The sequence below is a fragment of the Streptomyces sp. P9-A2 genome (genome assembly GCF_036634175.1).
Classification (GTDB): domain Bacteria; phylum Actinomycetota; class Actinomycetes; order Streptomycetales; family Streptomycetaceae; genus Streptomyces; species Streptomyces pratens.
In genome coordinates this window covers 6,100,194-6,119,333 of sequence record NZ_JAZIFX010000001.1, presented here as the reverse complement: position 1 = coordinate 6,119,333, position 19,140 = coordinate 6,100,194, and the positions used below count along the sequence as shown (strand labels likewise).

Below are 19,140 nucleotides of genomic sequence, written 5' to 3'. Positions count from 1 at the left end.
TTCGGTCGGGGAGGCTTCACTGGTCCGCGTCCTCGTACGGCGGCTGCTCGTCCACCGGAGTGCCGTCCCGCGCGAGGCGGTCGGCGAGTTCGTCCCGGAACAGCGCGCCGCGGTCGAGGGCCTGGACGCGGTAGGCGGTGCGGCCGACGATCTGGCTGGTGATCGGCGCGGTGAGCAGCTGGAACAGAACGACGAGCAACAGCACCGGCGCGTAGCGCAGGGGCAGCTGCACGGCGGTTCCCACCAGGATGAGCATCAGGCCGAGGGTCTGGGCCTTGGCGGCCGCGTGCAGGCGGCTGATGATGTCCGGGAAGCGGAGCAGACCCAGGGCGCCGAGCAGGCAGAAGACCGCGCCGGTCGGGAGCAGGACGGCGGTGATCACGTCGGACACCACGGTCACCGCAGGCCTTCCCGCTTCTCGATCAGGTGGGCGGCCGTCACCGATCCGGTGAAGGCCAGCAGCGCGAGGACGACGAGCACGGGCAGGGGCGTGGTGTCCTCGCGCAGGACCATGCCCACGGCGGTCCCGGCGATGATCATCGTCAGGAGGACGTCCAGCGCCACGATGCGGTTGAGCGCGTCCGGACCGCGCAAGAGGCGCAGCAGGGTGAGCAGGCCGGCCGCCGACAGCACGGCCAGGGTGGCGGTGTACAGGGCTGTCATGGGGTTCTGTTCCCTTCATCCGGGTGATCCGGGCGGTCCGGGTGATCCGGGCGGTCCGGGCGGTCCGGGTGATCCGGGCGGTCCGGACGGTCCGGGCGGTCCGGACGGTCCCGAGGGTCCGGGTCATCGGAAGACCCGGGGCCGGTGGAGTACCCGGGATCGGCGGAATACCCGAGATCGCCGACGGACCCGGAGGTGTCGTCTCCGCTCGCTCCGGTGCGCCGTCCGCGGCCCACCGCCCGCGCCACTCTGCGCTCCACGGTCTGCACCGCCTTTCTGCGGCGGGTGATGTCGGTTTCGGCGCGGACCGGGAGCGTGTGGACGTACAGCCGCTGCCGGCGCCGGTCGATCTCCACCACCAGCGTGCCGGGGGCGATCGTCGTGAGTTCGGCCACGGCTGTGATCAGGAGGTCGCTGTCGACGTACAGCGGGACCTCGACGATCGCCGCGGACGTCTTGCCTCCGTACCTCAGGGCCTGCCAGGCGACGGTGACCCCGGACCCCACGAGATCCGTCAGCAGGTCGATCAGCAGGCGTCCGATCGCCAGTGGCCGGGGCACGGCCCCGGGAAGGATCGGCGGCAGGGAGAAGGACCTGACGACGGCCACGGCGACGAGCAGGCCTCCGACGAGGACCACCGGGCCGACGGACCCCCACAGCAGGATCCACAGCAGCCACAGCCATCCGACCATGGGCCAGTGGTGCCGGACTCGGCGGGCGTTCTCCCGGCGGGTCAACGGTCCTCCTCGGTCAGGACGGCGGAACGGTACTCCCACGGATCGAGCAGTTCGTGTGCGGCCCGTTCGCCGACGCGGGCGAGCGGACCCGCGCAGACGGCGACCGCGACGCTGGTCATCACCATGACGACGGTGGCGGCGTTCATCAGCCCGGCTCCGTACCGGTCGGCGCGGCGCTCCGGGCGGCGGGCGGTGTCGGGGGCCGGCTTCCCCGGCGGTGGCGCGTCACGGTGGTCCGGGTGCGGCTCCTGCCTCATGAAGGCCCTGGTCCACACCCGGGTCATGGCGTAGAGCGTCAGCAGGCTGGTGAGCAGGGCGGCCGCGGCGAGGGCGTACGCGGCGGCGCCGCCCTGCCACGCGCCGGCCCGCAGCAGGGTCAGCTTGGCCACGAACCCGGAGAACGGCGGGATCCCGGCCAGGCTCAGAGCGGGGACCGCGAACAGCACGGCCACCAGCGGCCGTGGGGGCGGAAGCTGCGCCATGCTGTCCAGGCCCGTTGTTCCCGTGTGGCGCACGGCGAGGGCGGCGGCCAGGAAGAGCGCCGCCTGGACGACGATGTGGTGGACGATGTACAGGACCGTGCCGGTGAGACCGATCGTGTCGAACAGCGCGAGCCCGAACAGCATGAAGCCGATGTGACTGACGAGGGTGAAGGACAGCAGCCGGTTGATGTCGTCCTGGGCGAGGGCGCCGAGAATGCCCACGATCATGGTGGCGATCGCCACGCAGGCCAGCAGGGTCCACACGCTGGAGCGCGGAAAGAGCAGGGTCTGGGTGCGCAGCAGGGCGTAGACGGCGACCTTGGTCAGCAGGGCGGCGAACACGGCGGTGATCGGCGCCGGAGCTGTGGGGTAGCTGTCGGGCAGCCAGAAGTGCAGGGGGACGATCGCCGCCTTGATGCCCAGGACGGCCAGGAGCAGCAGGGCGAGCGCGCCGCGCAGGCCGTCGGGGAGTTCGGCGAGCCGCGGCCCGAGCTGGGCCAGGGTGACCGTGCCGGTGGACGCGTACACCAGGCCGACGAGTGTGAGGAACAGCAGGGAGGACGTCAGGCTGATGATCGTGTACGTCATGCCGGCCCGGGTGCGGTTCCCGTCGGCGTCCAGGGTGATCAGGACGTAGGAGGCGGCGAGCAGGATCTCGAAGGCGACGAAGAGGTTGAACAGGTCCCCGGTGAGGAAGGCCAGGCTGACCCCGGTGACGAGCAGCAGGTAGGCGGGGTGGAAGACCTCCGCCGAGCTCCGGCGCTTCTCCGCGGTGCCCTGGCCGATGGCGAAGAGCAGCACGGCCAGGGTCACCAGGACGGACACGGTGAGCAGGAGTGCCGACAGCCGGTCGGCGACGAGCGTGATGCCCAGCGGCGCCGGCCAGCCTCCGATGTGCACGGACTGCGGGCCGCGGGTGTCGGTGAGGACGAACAGGGCCGCCGCGTCCGCCAGCACGCCCGCCAGCGCGAGGGCGCTCAGCACGCGGATCGCCCGGCCGGGCAGTCCGAGCAGGGTCACCCCGGCGCACAGGACCGGCAGGACCACGGGCAGGGCGAGCAGCAGTGCGGTCATCGGTGTCCCCCCGGAGCGGTGCCGTCGTCGTCCCGGTGGTCCGGTTCACTGCCGTCGCTCCCACCCCCGAGTGCGCCCTCGCCACCGGGTGCGCCCTCGCCACCGGGTGCGCCCTCGCCGCCGGGTGCGCCCTCGCCACCGGGTGCGCCCTCGCCACCGGGTGCGCCCTCGCCGCCGGGTGCGCCGCCGCCACCAGGTGCGCTCCCACCCCCGGGTGCGCCCTCGCCACCGGGTGCGCCGCCGCCACCAGGGTCGCTCCCACCCCCGAGTGCGCTGCCGCCACCAGGTGCGCTCCCACCCCCGGGTGCGCCCTCGCCACCGGGTGCGCCGCCGCCACCAGGGTCGCCCTCACCCCCAGTGACGCTGCCACCACCGGGATCGCCCTCACCACTGGGGCCGCCCTCGCCACCGGGGTCACTGCCGCCGCCTGGGTCGGCAGCGGCCCCGAGGGCGTCGCCGTCGGTTTTTTCGGGCGGGCCGATCGCCTCGTCGGTCCCGGCACGCTGGAGGGCGAAGTCGATGCGCCGGTCCTCCACGTCGTCGCGTACCTCGTCGCTGCCGGACAGCCGCCAGGAACGGTAGGCGAGGGCCATCAGGAACGCCGTGAGACCGAATGTGATGACGATCGACGTCAGCGCCATGGCCTGGGGCAGCGGATCGGCGGGCTCCGCCGGGTCCACCGGCCGCCCCTCCAGTACCGGGGGCCGGCCGGGGGTGCCTCCGGCGACCAGGAGCAGCATGTTGGTGCCGTGGCCCAGGAGGATGAAGCCGAGGACGATCCGCATCAGGGACCGTTGCAGCATGAGGTGGAAGCCGATCGTGAACAGGCCGCCGACCACGACGGCCATCGTCACGTCGAGGGTGTTCACCGTGTTGTCCACCGCGCCGGTCATCAAGCGGATCCCTCCCCCTTCCGGACCGCCGCCGCGTCGTCCCGGCCCAGCGAGACGCCCACCGCCGACAGGAGCTTGAGGACGACACCGGCCACGAGCAGATAGACGCCGACATCGAGGAACAGACTGGTCGCCCACTTCACCTCGCCCACCAGCGGCAGGTGCCACGTCACCAGGTCGCTGTCCAGCGGCGTACCGCCGACGGCGAGCGGTACGAGGGCCACGACCGCCGCGACCACCAGGCCCGTGCCCGCGATCGCGACCGGGCGCAGGCGTACAGCGGCGCCGAGGTCGGCCTGTCCTCCGACGAGGTAGCGCAGGACGAACGCCAGCCCCGCCACCAGGCCGCCGGAGAATCCTCCGCCCGGGCGGTAGTGGCCGGAGAACAGCAGGAACAGCGAGAGCACCAGGATCGAGGGGAAGAGCAGCCGGATGGCCACTTCCATCAGCACCGAGCGCTCGCCGCCGGGGCGTTGGCCGGCTCCCGGCAGCCAGGTCTGCCGGGGCTCGTCCCAGTGCGTCGTGGGGAACGGGGCGGGCGGCTCCTCGTCGGCGACCGGTACCGCGTCGCGGTCGCGGAACCGGACCAGGCTGCCCACTCCGACCGCCGCCACGAGCACGACCGAGATCTCGCCCAGCGTGTCCAGGGCCCGGAAGTCGACGATGATCGCGTCGACGACGTTGAGGGCCCCGGTCTCCGCCGCTCGGCGCAGGTACCCGGTCGAGATCACCGGAGCCGTACGCGCGGAGGCCGCCGCCAGCGCGAAGCAGGTGACGACGGCGCCGACCCCGACGGCCAGCGCGCCCCGCAGCACACGCCCCGGCACCGACCCCCGGCCGGGATCGAACCGGGCCGGCATCCGGCGCAGCACCAGCACCACGACGACCAGTGTCATCGTCTCGACCAGGAACTGGGTGAGCGCCAGGTCCGGGGCTCCCCGCACCAGGAACAAGCCTGCCGCCGCGTAGCCGACGGCCCCGGCCAGCAGGATGGCGGTGAGCCGGTGCCGGGCGGCCGCCACCGTCGCGGCGGCGGCCAGCATCACCACGGCCAGGACCGGTTCGAGCGAGTACCGCCACAGGGGCGGTGACCCCAGGGACGGGGCCGCCGCCACGAGTGCCGTGCCGGGCACGGCGACGACCGTCATGAGCAGCACGGTCAGATAGACGGGCAGCGAGCCGACCTGGGTGTTGCGGGTCAGCGTCACGGCCAGCCGGTCCACGCCCTCGACCACACGGTCGTACGCGTGCTGCACGTCGGGCAGGCGCGGCAGACGGGCGGGCCCGGTACCGCGGCGCAGGAGCGCGTGGATCAGCACACCGACGACGAGCGACAGCGCCGACAGGCCGAGCACCGGCGTGAACCCGTGCCACAGGGACAGTTCGTACGGTCCGCCGGCCCCGGGCGGGTAGGCGTCGGCGTAGGCCGTGGTGAGGGCCGCCGTGCCGGGGTACGCCACGCCCAGCACCAGGCCCGCCGCGGACAGCACGGCCACCGGTGCGACGAATCCCGGTGCCGGGCTCCGCACGGTCCGCGCCTCCGTCCCCGATGGCCGCCCGCCGAAGCCGCCGTGCAGGAACCGTGCCGCGAACGCCACGGTCAGCGCGGAGCCGCACACGAGCACCACCGTCAGCTGGTAGTGGCCGGCGAGTTCGGTGCCGTGCAGGAACGCGTCCAGGGCCGCTTCCTTGCCCAGGAAGCCGACGAGGGGCGGCAGACCGGCCATCGACGCGGCGGCGAGTGCCGTGACGCCGAACAGCACGGGCAGCCGGCGTCCCAGTCCCGACAGCTCCCGGATGTCGCGCGTGCCCGTCTGCTGGTCCACGATCCCGACGGACAGGAACAGCGCCGACTTGAACGCCGCGTGCGCCAGCAGCAGCACCACTCCGGCCAGCGCCGCCGTCCGTGTCCCCGCGCCCAGCAGGGCGGTCAGCAGACCGAGTTCGCTGACGGTTCCGTAGGCGAGGAGCAGCTTCAGGTCGGTCTCGCGCAGGGCCCGCCACGCGGCCACCACCATGGTGGCGAGTCCCACACCGAGCACCATCGGCCGCCACGGCGTCACGTCGGCCAGGGCGGGCGCCAGCCGGGCCACCAGGTAGACCCCGGCCTTGACCATCGCCGCCGCGTGCAGGAAGGCGCTGACCGGTGTGGGGGCGACCATCGCCGCGGGCAGCCAGCCGTGCACCGGCATCTGCGCGGACTTGGTGAACGCGCCGACCAGGACGAGTACCACGGCGGCGGGGACCGCGCCGCCCCGCGGGGGGTCGGCGAGGATCTCCGAGACGCGGTACGTGCCGGCCTCCTGGCCCAGCACGATGAAACCGAGCAGCATCGCCAGGCCGCCGGCCGCGGTCACCAGCAGGGCCTGACGGGCGGCCCGCCGCTGCTCCACCCGCGCCCCGCGGCCCGCGATCAGCAGGAAGGAGGCGACCGTGGTCAGCTCCCAGAAGACGTACAGCACGAAGAGGTTGTCCGCCAGCACCAGTCCGGTCATCGCCCCGGCGAAGGCCAGCAGCAGGGCGGCCAGCCGGCCGGCGTCGCGCTCGACGGAGTACCGGCAGTACAGGAGCACCAGGGCTCCGACGCCGGCCACCACCCACAGCATCAGCAGCGACAGGGCGTCCAGGCGCAGGTCGACCGTCAGGCCGAGCGACGGGGCCCAGTACAGGGACTCCTCGTAGGCGCCGCCGTCCAGGACGCGCGCCGCCCGGGTGCCCGCCCAGGCCACGGTCGCCAACGGCACCAGGGCCGCCACGGCCCACATCGCACGACCGAGCCTCTTCTCCCACCAGGGCATCGACACTGCGGCCACCGCGTAGGCGGCCAGCAGGACCAGCACGTCAGCACCAACTCCTTCGCGCCGGCCGACCGCTGACGCGCGGTCGGGCCCTGCCACTCGACCCTGGAGGATATATCCCGTTTATCAGCATTTTGATATGCAGTGCTCTGTGTAGCAGGGGAAGCCGTCCGGCGGGGCGCCGCCGCGCCGGAAGCGGGGCCCGGCGTGCGACTGCGGCCCGTGGCGCGGCGAGCCGCGGCCGGCAGGCGGTTCAGCGTCGGCGCCCGGTGCGTGTACGGGGCCAGGAATCCGCACCGGCCGACAGCCGCCACGCCCCCGCGTGGCCGGCGGTGTGCCGGGCGAGGGGGGAGTCGACCCCGCCGATGCCGAGGACCCCGAATCGCATGCCGCTCTCTCCGCTCATCGAACGTGCCGGTCCAGGCACACCCGTACAGCGGCCCGGAAGCCGTCTCGGACGGGAAGCCGTCGCGGCCGGCAGGCCCGGGAGCCGACTCCCGGGCCTGCGGCAACTGCCGCTGCCGCTGCCGGCCGGGGGCACGAGTAGCCCGCTCGACGCACCGTCAAACACACGACCGTCCGCCGGGGCGGAACCCTCAGGAGCTCACACCGCTCTCAGTACGCCGGGAGGGTCCGGGGACCGAGATCGTCACGGACGGGGGGCGGGGCCAGGCGTACGGAGGCGCTGAGGACGCTCACCCCGTGAGTGGCGACGACGACCGGCTCCAGACTCACCGCGACGACCTCGGGATGGTCGTCGACCAGTCGCGACACCCGCAGCAGCAGTTCCTCCAGAGCAGGGGTGTCGACGGGGGTCGAGCCGCGCCAGCCGAACAGCAGGGGCGCGGTCCGGATCGACCTCACCAGAGAGGCCGCCTCCCGGTCGGTGACCGGGATCAGCCGGTGCGCCATGTCCCCGAGCAGCTGCGACGGGGCACCCGCGAGCCCGAAGGAGAGCGCGGCCCCGGCGGCGGGATCGATCACCGCGCGGACGATGGTGTCGACACCGCGCGGCGCCATCCGCTGCACGACGGGGCGCAACTCCTCGGGCGTGCCGAGCTGGTCCGTCAGCTCGGCGTAGGCCCGGCGCAGTTGTTCCTCGTCCGCCAGGTCCAGCCGTACCCCGCCCAGGTCGGCCCGGTGCCTGAGGTGCGGGGCGGTCACCTTGAGGGCCACGGGCCGGCCGAGGGTGCGGGCGGCCTCGACGGCGGCGTCGGCGGTGGGAGCGGGGAGGGCGCGGTGGACGTGGATACCGTAGGCGCCGAGCAGCGCGCGGGTCTCCTCGGCGCCGAGGGTGAGGCTCTCCCCGCGCGTGAGCCGCGCGTCGATGAGGGCGGCGGCGCTCCGCTCGTCGATGTCCTCGTACGCGGGCACCTTGCCGGGGTCGGCGGCGTCCCGTCGCCACTGGGCATAGGTGACGGAGTGGGCGAGGGCCCGGACCGCGCGTTCGGCGGCGGGGTAGGCGGGGATGAGGTGGGCGTCCGCGGGGAGGCTCTCGGGGGCGGGCGGGGTGACCGGGCCCTGCGGAGTGACCCGCGTCGATGCGGTGACCGGCGTCGTGGTGACGGCCGGGCGCTCGTCGTCGGGCGGGACGGGGTGCGCGGCCTGTCCTTCCGGGCGGGCCAGGGATTCCCGGAGGGCCTGCACTTCCGGCTGGGCCTGTCCTTCCGGCTGGGTTTGCGCTTCCGGGCGGGCCGGGGCTTCCGGGGCCGGCCGCGGGGCCGTGCCGGCCGCCGCCGACAAAGCCTCGGCCAGGCCGCCGAGTTCCACGTGGACGACCAGGACCGGCTTGGAGGGGGTCGCGGCGGCGGCCGAGCGCAGCGCCCCGGCGAGCGCCGCGTCGTCGGTGGGCGGCTCCCCCAGTGCCGGAATCGCGGTCACCACCACGGCGTCGCAGGTGTCGTCGGCCAGGGCCCGGGACAGCGCCGCGTGGAAGTCCGCCGCCGACGCCCCGGTGGTGAGGTCCAGCGGGCGGTGCGGGCGCAGCCCCTCGGCGAGGCAGGCGTCGTAGGTGAGCAGCCCCAGGGACTCGGAGTTGCCCAGGATCGCCACCCGGGGCCCGGACGGCAGCGGCTGGCGGGCGAGCAGCAGGCCCGCGTCGACCAGTTCCGTGATGGTGTCCACCCGGAGCACCCCGGCCTGCCGCAGCAGCGCGGAGACCGTGGCGTGGGGCAGGCGCGTCGCACGCACGGCGTGCCCGCGGGGTCCGGAGCCGTGACGGGCGCCCTGGACCACGACCAGGGGCTTCACCGCCGCGGTGCGGCGGGCGAGGCGGGTGAACTTGCGGGGGTTGCCGATGGACTCCAGGTACATCAGGGCGACATCGGTGTCCGGGTCGTCGTACCAGTACTGCATGACGTCGTTGCCGGAGACGTCGGCCCGGTTGCCGGAGGACACGAAGGTGGACACGCCCGTGACACCGGTGACTCCCCCACCGCGCCGGTGCAGCCGCGACAGCAGGGCGATGCCGATGGCTCCGGACTGGGCGAACAGGCCGATACGGCCGGGCCGCGGCATCCGCGGCGCGAGCGAGGCGTTCAGGCGTACGTCCGGGGAGGTGTTGATGACGCCGAACGCGTTCGGTCCGATGAGCCGCATGCCGTAGGAGCGGGCCTGGCGGACGAGGGCGCGCTGGCGCTCTCGGCCGTCGGGGCCCGCTTCGGCGTACCCGGCGGACACGACGACGACGCCCTGCACCCCGTGTTCGCCGCATTCGGCCACCGCTTCGGGGACGTCGTCGGCGGGCACCGCGACGACGGCGAGGTCGACCGGGCCGTCGATGTCCCGCACCGAGCGGTGGGCGGGCACCCCGGCGGCTCCGTCGAGTTCCTTCCGCTCCGGCGCGAGGGCCTTGTTCACGGCGTACAGACGGCCGGTGAATCCGGCGTCCCGGATGTTGTCGAGGAGATTGCGGCCCACGCCGCCGGGCGCGCGGCCGGCGCCTATGACGGCGACCGAACCCGGGGCGAGCAGCCGCTGCACCGAGCGCGCCTCGGCGCGCTGCTCGCGCGCCTGCTGCACGGCCAGGGAACGGTCGGTGGGTTCGAGGCCGAACTCGAGGCGGACGACGCCGTCCTCGAAGCTGCGCTTCTGGGTGTACCCGGCGTCCGTGAACACCTTGATCATCTTGCTGTTGGCCGGCAGCACCTCGGCGGCGAACCGGCGGATGCCGCGCTCCCGGGCGACGGCGGCGATGTGCTCGAGCAGGGCGGATGCGATGCCCCGGCCCTGGTGGGCGTCCTGCACGAGGAAGGCGACCTCGGCCTCGTCGGCCGGTGCCGACGCCGGCGTTCCCCCGGGGCCGATCCGGTCGTAGCGTACGGTGGCGATGAACTCACCGCCCACGGTGGCCGCGAGTCCCACCCGGTCCACGAAGTCGTGGTGCGTGAAGCGGTGCACGTCCTTGGCGGACAGGCGGGGGTAGGGCGCGAAGAAGCGGTAGTACTTCGACTCGTCCGACACCTGCTCGTAGAAGCTGACCAGGCGCTCGGCGTCGTCCACGGTGATGGGGCGTACGCGCGCGGTGCCGCCGTCGCGCAGCACCACGTCGGCCTCCCAGTGGGCGGGATACTCATGCCGGTCCGAGGAGGTCTGCATGGGCCCCAGAGTACGGCTCGCGTACGGTGATGGCGCGAGGCAGTCCGTGGGGGCGCGCACCGGACCGAGGCCGCGGTCCGGTGCCGCCGGGGACCGTCAGCGGGCGCCGCTCCCGGTACCGCTTCCGGGCCGCTCACCGGCTTGCCTCACGATATGGAAAACTGGTCTAGACAACTTGAACTCCGAAGGGCAGCAACACATGGCTGAGCGCCGCGTCAACGTCGGCTGGGCCGAGGGCCTCCACGCCCGCCCCGCATCCATCTTCGTCCGATCCGCCACGGCCACAGGCGTCCCGGTGACGATCGCCAAGGCCGGCGGCAATCCCGTCAACGCGGCCTCCATGCTGGCCGTCCTGGGCCTGGGCGCCCAGGGCGGCGAGGAGATCGTCCTCGCCTCCGACGCCGAGGGGGCCGACGCCGCCCTGGACCGGCTGGCGAAGCTGGTCTCCGAGGGCCTCGAGGAACTCCCCGAGACCGTCTGAATTCCGCGCCTGGACCGGCGCCGCTCTCGCGGAACCGGTTGCGCGCCGTCCGGGTCACTCAATTGATGGTTGCGGTGATCTGTGCTTCACAGACACAGACACAGACACCGAATCACACCACTGAAAGGCCTGCCCAAATCACCGGGCGGGCCTTTCTCTTTCCCATTTCGCGCGCAACAGGAAATGCCTTGCAGTCGCGCTCTCTTTTGTATAAGGCACCCTTGTTAAGAGCGCAGGCTCGGTGTGTTTACGGGATGTTGCGCGTTCCTCACACTCTCCGCCCGGTCCGCCCGGTCCGCGCGGTCGACCGCGCCGGCCCCCGCGGTGAAGCGCAGGCGGTGGGCGGCGGCGGCGCGCTCGGTGTGCAGCGCCATGACCACACGCGCGCGCTCGCCGTCCCCGCGCACCACGGCGTCCACGACCGCGCCGTGCTCCGACCAGCACGCCACGGGATCCCTCGTCCCCCGCACCTCGTACATCCAGCCGATCCTGCGCCGGAGCCGGATCAGCGTCGACGTCAGCGCCGGGCTGCCGGACGCCTGGGCGAGCGTCTCGTGGAACCAGCCGCCCAGGGAGCGCAGGTCGTCGCTGTGACCCTGACGGGCCCGCTCCTGGCCCAGCCGGACCAGGCCTCGCAGCACCTTCAGGTGGGCCTCGGTGCGGCGCTGTGCGGCGCGGGAGGCTCCGAGCGGCTCCAGCAGCAGTCGCATCTCCAGCAGGTCGGCGGCCTCCTGCTCGGTGGGTTCCGCGACGCACGCGCCCACGTGCCGCCGGGTCACCACGAAGCCCTCGGCCTCCAGGGTGCGCAGGGCCTCCCGGACGGGGACGCGCGAGACGCCGTAGCGGCGGGCGAGGAGTTCCTCGATGAGCCGGCCGCCACGCTCGTAGACACCCGAGACGATGTCGTCCCGGATCGCCGTGCACACCGAGTGCGCCGGAATACGCATGACCGACCTCCGAATTGATCCCCGCATAACGCCAACCGGTGACACCTGCCCCGTGACTCTATTGCAACGAGCGGGAATTTCCGATGGCGAGCCGGGAATCATGCCCGTTCTTTGGACAATGGGCCGCCCGCCGGAAAGCCCGAAAACCCCGGCTCGCAGAGCGGGCCGGGGCCGTTCCATAGAAAACCTCGGGTGTCCGCTTTCCGCGGACACCTCCGGCGTCAGGGGCTCGAGCGGCCGCCGAGGCGCGCACGGAGGCCAGGGGGTACGTGCCCGGTCAGAGGTTCGCGCCGTGCGCGCGGAGGTACGCGACGGGGTCGACGTCGGAGCCGTAATCGGCGGTGGTGCGGGCCTCGAAGTGCAGATGCGCGCCGGTGACGTTGCCGGTGGCGCCGGAGACGCCGATCTGCTGCCCCGGGGTGACCTGTTGGCCCACCGAGACACCGACGGACGACAGGTGGCCGTACTGGGTGTACGTGCCGTCGTGCATCTTGATCACGACATGGTTGCCGTAGGCGCCGCCCCAGCCGGCCTCGACCACGGTGCCCATGCCGACCGAGAGCACGGGGGTGCCGCTCGCGGCGTGGAAGTCGACACCCGTGTGGGTGCCGGAGGACCAGACGGCGCCGCCGGACAGGTAACCGGTCGAGACGTAGGAGCCCGCGATCGGGGACACGAAGGTGTTGAGACGCTTGCGCTCGGCCTCCCGCGCGGCGCGCTCCTCGGCTTCACGGGCCCTCTCGGCCTCTTCGGCCGCCCTCTCCCGCGCGGCTTCCTCGGCGGCTTCGCGGGCGGCGGCCTGGGCCGCCTCGCGAGCGGCCTCGTGCTGGGCGGCCGCCTGGGCGTCGACCTGGGCGGCCGCCTCGTCATCCAGGGTGATCACGGGGGTGAGGCCGGTCTGCTCCGCGGCGGGTTCGGCGGCGAGCGCCGGAGCCGCGAGGGAGCCGATGACACCGGTGGTGGTGAGGGCCGCGACGCCCGCCGCCTTGGCGGTGCCGCGATGCACGCGGCTGGGACGACGGTGCTTCCCGGTGGCGCGGGTGAACGCCATGTACAGGGTGGTCCTTTCCTTCCTTCTCGCCTACCGGGTTAGCTGACGGGTTCGGAGCAGGAAGGTCTCCTACGGGCCCCCTCGCGACACGCGCGGGCGTCCGATTCACCCCAGGGACTGGTGGGTCCCCGGCTCCCCTGGCTCGCGCCGTACGGGGACTCGGCGATGACTGTCCGGTGCCGCTGGTGCGGCGCACTGCCCGACGAACAGACCGCATGAAGCTAAGCGGGGCGTCCGTCAATTCCCAAACGGATCGCGGTTTTTGTAGCGCATCCCACAGGACAGACAGGCACCTCTCGCCCCAATTCGGGCATAAGCGGGCCCTGGTGACTTTCGCGTCACCAGGGCCACACATACACGCGCGTACGCTCCATCGGGCGTCCACGAGGCTCCGCGGACTGCCTGTCAGCGGCGTCCCGGCCGCTGACGGGGGATCTATTCGGCGGCCACGACGGTGACTTCGCCGATGCCGAGCGCCTCGACGGGCTCCTTGATCTTCGCCGCGTCACCGACCAGAACGATCACGAGGCGGGCCACGGGGAAGGCGTTCACCACCGCAGCGGTCGCCTCCACGGTGCCTGTGGCGGCGAGCCGCCGGTACAGCTCGGCCTGGTAGTCGTCGGGCAGGTGCTGCTCCACCTGGTCGGCCAGGGTGCCGGCGACGGCCGCGGCGGTCTCGTACTTGAGCGGCGCCACCCCCACCAGGTTCTGCACGGCGACGTCCCGTTCGGCGTCGGTGAGGCCCTCCGCGGCGAGGGTGCGCAGCACCGTCCACAGGTCCTGCAGGGCGGGTCCGGTGTTCGGGGTGTCGACGGAGCCGCTGATGGCGAGCAGCGACGCGCCGGTGCCGTCCGGGGCGGACCGCAGGACCTGGCCGAACGACCGTACGCCGTAGGTGTAGCCCTTCTCCTCGCGCAGGACACGGTCCAGACGGGAGGTGAGGGTGCCGCCGAGGCAGTAAGTGCCGAGCACCTGCGCGGCCCACACGCGGTCGTGCCGGTCCGCTCCGACGCGGCCGATCAACAGCTGCGTCTGCACGGCGCCGGGGCGGTCCACGATCACGACCCGGCCGGCGTCGTCGGCGGTGACCGGCGGGACGGGCCGGGGCCGGGCAGTCGATCCGGTCCAGGCGCCGAGGGTGTCGCCGAGCAGCTCGTCCAGGTCGGTGCCGGTGAGGTCGCCGACGACCACCGCGGTGGCGGTCGCGGGGCGGACGTGCTTCTCGTAGAAGGCGCGGACAGCCGCCGCTTCGATGCCGGCGACCGTCTCCTCGGTGCCCTGGCGCGGGCGGGACATGCGCGACGTCGCCGGGAACAGCTCCTTGAAGAGTTCCTTGGCGGCGCGGCGGGACGGGTTGGCCAGCTCGTGCGGGATCTCGTCGAGGCGGTTGCGGACGAGGCGCTCGATCTCGCTGTCGGCGAACGCGGGCGCCCTGAGGGCGTCGGCGAGCAACCCGAGCGCCTTGGTGAGCCGTGAGGCCGGCACCTCGAGGCTCAGCCGGATGCCGGGGTGGTCGGCGTAGGCGTCCAGGGTGGCGCCGCAGCGCTCCAGTTCGGCGGCGAACTCCTCGGCGGAGTGATTGTCGGTGCCCTCGGAGAACGCCCGCGCGGTGATCGTGGCGACACCGTCGAGCCCGGCCGGCTCGGCCTCCAGGGGCGCGTCCAGCAGCACCTCGACGGCGACGATCTGCTGGCCGGGGCGGTGGCAGCGCAGCACCGTCAGGCCGTTGTCGAGGGCCGTGCGCTCGGGGGCCGGGAAGGCCCAGGGCCGAGCCTCGCCCGCCTGCGGCTGGGGGTGGAAGTCCATCGTGGCGAGCTCGGTCACTTGGCCGTCTCCTCGTTCTCGTCGGTGCCGGCGGCCGCGGCTTCTTCGGTGCCGGCGGCTGCGGCTTCTTCGGACTCCCCGGCCCCGGTGGCAACGGGCTCGTAGACGAGCACCGCGCGGTTGTCGGGACGCAGGCGGGCCTTGGCGACCTCCCGGACGTCCTCGGCGGTCACGTCGAGGACGCGCCCGACGGCGGTGAGGGCGAGTTGCGGGTCGCCGAACAGGACGGCGTACCGGCACAGCTCGTCGGCCCGGCCGGCGACGGTGCTGAGCCGGTCCAGCCACTCGCGCTCCAGCTGCGCCTGGGCGCGCTCCATCTCCTCGGCCGTGGGGCCCTCCTCGGCGAACCGGGCGAGCTCCTCGTCGATCGCGGCCTCGATGACGGGCACCTCCACGTCACCGGACGTCTTCACGTCCAGCCAGCCCAGGGAGGGCGCCCCGGACAGCCGCAGCAGGCCGAATCCGGCCGCCACGGCCGTACGGTCCCGTCGTACCAGCCGGTTGTAGAGCCGCGAGGACTCGCCGCCGCCGAGGACGGTGAGCGCCAGGTCCGCCGCGTCGCTCGCGCGCGTGCCGTCCTCGGGCAGCCGGTAGGCGGCCATCAGCGCACGCGCGGGGACCTCCTCCTCGACGAGCTCACGCAGCTCCTCGCCGATGATCTCGGGCAGCGAGCCGTCGCGGGGCTCGGGCTTGCCGTCGTGGGACGGGATGGAGCCGAAGTACTTCTCGATCCAGGCGAGCGTCTGCTCCGGGTCGATGTCACCGACGACGGAGAGCACGGCGTTGTTCGGCGCGTAGTACGTGCGGAAGAAGGCGCGGGCGTCCTCCAGGGTGGCCGCGTCCAGGTCCGCCATCGAGCCGATGGGCGTGTGGTGGTAAGGGTGGCCGGCCGGGTAGGAGAGGGCGGTCAGCTTCTCGAAGGCCGTGCCGTAGGGGACGTTGTCGTAGCGCTGGCGGCGCTCGTTCTTGACGACGTCCCGCTGGTTCTCCATGGACTCCTCGTCCAGGGCGGCCAGCAGGGAGCCCATGCGGTCGGCCTCGAGCCAGAGGGCGAGTTCCAGCTGATGGGTCGGCATGGTCTCGAAGTAGTTGGTCCGCTCGAAGCTGGTGGTGCCGTTGAGCGAGCCGCCGGCGCCCTGGACCAGTTCGAAGTGGCCGTTGCCCTTCACCTGGCCGGACCCCTGGAACATGAGGTGCTCGAAAAGGTGAGCCAGGCCGGTACGGCCCTTGACTTCGTGACGCGAACCGACGTCGTACCAGAGGCACACCGCCGCGACGGGGGTCAGGTGGTCCTCGGAGAGCACCACGCGCAGGCCGTTGGACAGCCGGTGCTCGGTCGCTGTCAGGCCGCCGGAGCCTGCCTGGGCGGTGGCCGTGTGACCCATGGGCATGTACGTCCCTTCGATCGCGGAGGCGGTCGTCGCATCCGCCGTTTGTGCCGGTCCTGCCACTGTATGCAAGCGTGCCGAGGACCGGCGAAGTTCCCGGAGGGGACCGGGTACGCCGAGAGCGAGAACCGCGGGTACGAGTGGGACCGCGCGGTACGCACGGGGTTCGTGGGGCGTACGGGGCCTCGGTACGTACGGGATCACGGGGCGCACCGGGTGCGCACCCGGTGCCGACACGCGCCGGCCTCCCGAGGCGCCCCGCTCGCGGCGCCGGCGGAAGGTGCGCGTACTCTGCCGGCACCCCGCTCCGGCTCCCGACGGAGGGCAGCGGCGGGGGTCATGGTCCCGGTTGTCGGTGCGGCGGTCCACAATGGTCCGCGTCAGATACCGTCCCACGCTTCAGCAAGGAGCCGGCAGCGATGGCCCGCCGCAGCACGAAGACCCCGCCGCCCGACGACTCGTACGAGGAGCGGATTCTCGACATCGACGTCGTCGACGAGATGCAGGGCTCCTTCCTCGAGTACGCGTACTCGGTCATCTACTCCCGCGCCCTGCCGGACGCGCGCGACGGCATGAAGCCGGTGCACCGCCGCATCGTCTACCAGATGAACGAGATGGGCCTGCGCCCCGACCGCGGCTATGTGAAGTGCGCGCGCGTGGTCGGCGAGGTCATGGGCAAGCTGCATCCCCATGGCGACACGTCGATCTACGACGCCCTGGTGCGTATGGCGCAGCCCTTCTCGATGCGGGTCCCCCTGGTCGACGGCCACGGCAACTTCGGCTCCCTGGGCAACGACGACCCACCGGCGGCCATGCGGTACACCGAGAGCCGGATGACCGAGGCCACGAGCCTGATGACCGAGTCCATCGACGAGGACACGGTCGACTTCGCACCCAACTACGACGGCCAGGAGCAGGAACCGACGACCCTGCCCGCCGCGTTCCCGAACCTCCTGGTGAACGGCGCGTCGGGCATCGCGGTCGGCATGGCCACCAACATGCCGCCGCACAACCTCCGCGAGGTGATCGCGGCCGCCCGCCACCTGATCCGGTATCCCAACGCGGACCTCGACGCCCTGATGAAGCACGTCCCGGGCCCCGACCTGCCCACCGGCGGCAGGATCGTCGGCCTCCCGGGCATCAGGGACGCGTACGAGAAGGGCCGCGGAACCTTCAAGATCCGCGCGACGGTCGCCGTGGAGGAGGTGACCGCCCGCCGCAAGGGCCTGGTCATCACCGAGCTGCCGTTCTCGGTGGGCCCGGAGAAGGTGATCGCCAAGATCAAAGACCTGGTCGGTTCGAAGAAGCTCCTGGGCATCGCCGACGTCAAAGACCTCACCGACCGTGCCCACGGTCTGCGTCTGGTCGTCGAGATCAAGAACGGCTTCGTGCCGGAGGCGGTCCTGGAGCAGTTGTACAAGCTGACTCCCATGGAGGAGTCCTTCGGTATCAACAACGTGGCCCTGGTGGACGGCCAGCCGCTCACCCTGGGCCTCAAGGAGCTGCTGGAGGTCTATCTCGACCACCGCTTCACTGTGGTCCGCCGCCGCTCGGAGTTCCGCCGCGGCAAGCGGCGCGACCGTCTGCACCTGGTCGAGGGCCTGCTCACGGCGCTGCTGGACATCGACGAGGTCATCCGTCTGATCCGCTCCAGCGACAACTCCGCGCAGGCGAAGCAGCGTCTGATGGATCAGTTCTCGCTGAGCGAGATCCAGACCCAGTACATCCTGGACACCCCCCTGCGCCGCCTCACCAGGTTCGACCGCATCGAACTGGAGGCGGAGCAGGAGCGGCTGAACACGGAGATCGAGGAGCTGACCCGCATCCTGGATTCGGACGCGGAGCTGCGCAAGCTGGTCTCGTCCGAACTGGCCGCGGTGGCCAAGAAGTTCGGTGACGACCGCCGTACGGTCCTGCTGGACGGGTCCGCCACGCCGGTCGCCGCCGTGCCGCTCCAGGTGGCGGACGACCCGTGCCGGGTGCTGCTGTCCGACACGGGCCTGTTCGCCCGTACGGCGGACGCGAAACCGTTCCCCAAGGGCGCGCACGCCAAGCGGGTCAAGCACGACATGATCGTCTCGGCGGTGCCGGCCACCGCCCGGGGCGAGGTGGGCGTGGTCACCTCGACGGGACGTCTGCTGCGGGTGAACGTCGTCGACCTCCCGCAACTGCCGGAGTCGATGCCGACTCCGAACCTCTCGGGCGGAGCGCCGATTTCGGAGTTCGTCTCCCTGGAGGACGGCGAGCGGGTGATCTGCCTGACGACGTTCGACGAGTCGTCGCCGGGCCTCGCGCTCGGCACGGAACAGGGCGTCGTCAAACGGGTGGTTCCCGACTACCCCTCCAACAAGGAGGAGCTGGAGGTCATCGCCCTCAGGGACGGCGACCGGATCGTCGGCGCCGTCGAGCTGCGCACGGGTGAGGAGGACCTGGTCTTCATCACCGACGACGCACAACTGCTGCGCTATCAGGCCTCGCAGGTCCGCCCGCAGGGGCGTCCCGCCGGCGGCGTGGCGGGCGTCAAGCTCGCCGAGGGCGCGAAGGTCATCACCTTCACGGCGGTCGATCCGGGGGCGGACGCGGTGGTGTTCACGGTCGCGGGCTCGCGCGGCACGCTGGACGACTCCGTCCAGACGACGGCCAAGGTGACCCCGTTCGACCAGTTCCCGCGCAAGGGCCGGGCCACCGGCGGGGTGCGCTGCCAGCGGTTCCTCAAGGGCGAGGACTGCCTGTCCCTGGCCTGGGCCGGCCCCACCCCGGCCCGCGCCTCCCAGAAGAACGGGACGCCGGTCGACCTGCCGGAGCCCGACCCGCGCCGCGACGGCTCGGGAGTGCCGCTGCCGAAGACGGTGGCGGTGGTGGCGGGGCGGGTCTAGGGCGTGTGTCGAACGTAGCGCCGGCCGCCCGGAGGGCGGGCCCCGCGGCGTCATGGGGGTCCCCCTGCTCGAGCGGAGCCGAGAGCTTGGGGGAGCGTGCGATCGCACGGCGGAGGGCCGCCCGCGTACCGGGCGTACACGGGCGATCCCGACAACGCGGCTGGGGGTCCCCCTGCTCGAAGAGCTTGGAGGAGTGCGTGCCGGACGCCGCGGGGCAGGCGGGACGTTCAAAACCCGCTCTAGGCCTCTCGCCCGGCATCATGCCGGACTCGCGGGCCCCGGCACCCGGCCTGGCTGGGTCCGGGCTCGGGCCTGGCCCGGCCTGACGA

At 72.7% G+C, this 19,140-nt stretch carries 13 protein-coding genes and 1 riboswitch; of the genes, 2 read left to right on the top strand and 11 right to left on the bottom strand.

Annotated features, from left to right (window positions below):
• Positions 1 to 16 precede the first annotated feature (16 nt).
• The 7 genes from mnhG to V4Y04_RS27700 form a co-directional block, all read right to left on the bottom strand.
• Positions 17 to 400 carry a monovalent cation/H(+) antiporter subunit G gene (gene mnhG, locus V4Y04_RS27730; protein WP_332431068.1) on the bottom strand — a complete coding sequence of 128 codons (384 nt, stop codon included), beginning with the start codon at positions 398 to 400 and terminating at the stop codon, positions 17 to 19.
• Complete coding sequence (locus tag V4Y04_RS27725) at positions 397 to 663, bottom strand: monovalent cation/H+ antiporter complex subunit F (protein WP_332431067.1); 267 nt, start codon at positions 661 to 663, stop codon at positions 397 to 399. Before V4Y04_RS27725 ends, mnhG begins: the two co-directional genes overlap by 4 nt.
• Positions 660 to 1,400 carry a Na+/H+ antiporter subunit E gene (locus tag V4Y04_RS27720; protein WP_332431065.1) on the bottom strand — a complete coding sequence of 247 codons (741 nt, stop codon included), beginning with the start codon at positions 1,398 to 1,400 and terminating at the stop codon, positions 660 to 662. Before V4Y04_RS27720 ends, V4Y04_RS27725 begins: the two co-directional genes overlap by 4 nt.
• The gene (locus V4Y04_RS27715; protein ID WP_332431064.1) at positions 1,397 to 2,956 is read right to left on the bottom strand and encodes a Na+/H+ antiporter subunit D; all 1,560 of its coding nucleotides are present in this window, start codon (positions 2,954 to 2,956) and stop codon (positions 1,397 to 1,399) included. The genes V4Y04_RS27720 and V4Y04_RS27715 overlap by 4 nt, the downstream gene beginning before the upstream one ends.
• Positions 2,953 to 3,849, bottom strand: a complete 897-nt coding sequence (locus V4Y04_RS27710; RefSeq protein WP_332431063.1) for a Na(+)/H(+) antiporter subunit C — start codon at positions 3,847 to 3,849, stop codon at positions 2,953 to 2,955. Before V4Y04_RS27710 ends, V4Y04_RS27715 begins: the two co-directional genes overlap by 4 nt.
• Positions 3,849 to 6,689, bottom strand: coding sequence for a Na+/H+ antiporter subunit A (locus V4Y04_RS27705; protein ID WP_332431062.1), 2,841 nt, complete (start codon positions 6,687 to 6,689; stop codon positions 3,849 to 3,851). Before V4Y04_RS27705 ends, V4Y04_RS27710 begins: the two co-directional genes overlap by 1 nt.
• 573 nt (positions 6,690 to 7,262) lie before the next feature.
• Positions 7,263 to 10,244 carry a bifunctional acetate--CoA ligase family protein/GNAT family N-acetyltransferase gene (locus V4Y04_RS27700; RefSeq protein ID WP_332431061.1) on the bottom strand — a complete coding sequence of 994 codons (2,982 nt, stop codon included), beginning with the start codon at positions 10,242 to 10,244 and terminating at the stop codon, positions 7,263 to 7,265.
• Positions 10,245 to 10,443: 199 nt separating this feature from the next.
• Between V4Y04_RS27700 and V4Y04_RS27695 the strand changes: the two genes are divergently transcribed.
• Positions 10,444 to 10,725, top strand: a complete 282-nt coding sequence (locus tag V4Y04_RS27695; protein WP_042172977.1) for an HPr family phosphocarrier protein — start codon at positions 10,444 to 10,446, stop codon at positions 10,723 to 10,725.
• Positions 10,726 to 10,949: 224 nt separating this feature from the next.
• Here V4Y04_RS27695 and V4Y04_RS27690 read toward each other — a convergent pair whose 3' ends face one another.
• The 4 genes from V4Y04_RS27690 to V4Y04_RS27675 form a co-directional block, all read right to left on the bottom strand.
• On the bottom strand, positions 10,950 to 11,672 hold the full coding sequence (locus tag V4Y04_RS27690) for a GntR family transcriptional regulator (RefSeq protein ID WP_332431060.1): 723 nt from the start codon (positions 11,670 to 11,672) through the stop codon (positions 10,950 to 10,952).
• A 277-nt stretch (positions 11,673 to 11,949) separates the two neighbouring features.
• Complete coding sequence (locus tag V4Y04_RS27685; RefSeq protein WP_332431059.1) at positions 11,950 to 12,723, bottom strand: M23 family metallopeptidase; 774 nt, start codon at positions 12,721 to 12,723, stop codon at positions 11,950 to 11,952.
• Between the two features lie 13 nt (positions 12,724 to 12,736).
• Positions 12,737 to 12,898: riboswitch (cyclic di-AMP (ydaO/yuaA leader) on the bottom strand.
• Positions 12,899 to 13,158: 260 nt separating this feature from the next.
• Entirely contained in the window at positions 13,159 to 14,547 is a 1,389-nt protein-coding gene (locus tag V4Y04_RS27680; RefSeq protein ID WP_332431058.1) for a M16 family metallopeptidase, read from the bottom strand.
• Positions 14,544 to 15,938 carry a M16 family metallopeptidase gene (locus V4Y04_RS27675; RefSeq protein WP_332431057.1) on the bottom strand — a complete coding sequence of 465 codons (1,395 nt, stop codon included), beginning with the start codon at positions 15,936 to 15,938 and terminating at the stop codon, positions 14,544 to 14,546. Before V4Y04_RS27675 ends, V4Y04_RS27680 begins: the two co-directional genes overlap by 4 nt.
• 416 nt (positions 15,939 to 16,354) lie before the next feature.
• Between V4Y04_RS27675 and V4Y04_RS27670 the strand changes: the two genes are divergently transcribed.
• A complete protein-coding gene (locus V4Y04_RS27670) occupies positions 16,355 to 18,811 on the top strand; it encodes a DNA gyrase/topoisomerase IV subunit A (protein WP_332431056.1) in 2,457 nt (818 codons plus the stop codon).
• Positions 18,812 to 19,140: the final 329 nt, after the last annotated feature.

What these genes read in the sequence shown, in the direction of transcription:
- V4Y04_RS27715 (WP_332431064.1), bottom strand. Translation starts at nt 2,956, where the DNA reads ATGACCGCACTGCTGCTCGCCCTGCCCGTGGTCCTGCCGGTCCTGTGC.
- V4Y04_RS27675 (WP_332431057.1), bottom strand. Translation starts at nt 15,938, where the DNA reads ATGCCCATGGGTCACACGGCCACCGCCCAGGCAGGCTCCGGCGGCCTG.
- V4Y04_RS27710 (WP_332431063.1), bottom strand. Translation starts at nt 3,849, where the DNA reads ATGACCGGCGCGGTGGACAACACGGTGAACACCCTCGACGTGACGATG.
- V4Y04_RS27725 (WP_332431067.1), bottom strand. Translation starts at nt 663, where the DNA reads ATGACAGCCCTGTACACCGCCACCCTGGCCGTGCTGTCGGCGGCCGGC.
- V4Y04_RS27700 (WP_332431061.1), bottom strand. Translation starts at nt 10,244, where the DNA reads ATGCAGACCTCCTCGGACCGGCATGAGTATCCCGCCCACTGGGAGGCC.
- V4Y04_RS27685 (WP_332431059.1), bottom strand. Translation starts at nt 12,723, where the DNA reads ATGGCGTTCACCCGCGCCACCGGGAAGCACCGTCGTCCCAGCCGCGTG.
- V4Y04_RS27690 (WP_332431060.1), bottom strand. Translation starts at nt 11,672, where the DNA reads ATGCGTATTCCGGCGCACTCGGTGTGCACGGCGATCCGGGACGACATC.
- V4Y04_RS27695 (WP_042172977.1), top strand. Translation starts at nt 10,444, where the DNA reads ATGGCTGAGCGCCGCGTCAACGTCGGCTGGGCCGAGGGCCTCCACGCC.
- V4Y04_RS27670 (WP_332431056.1), top strand. Translation starts at nt 16,355, where the DNA reads ATGGCCCGCCGCAGCACGAAGACCCCGCCGCCCGACGACTCGTACGAG.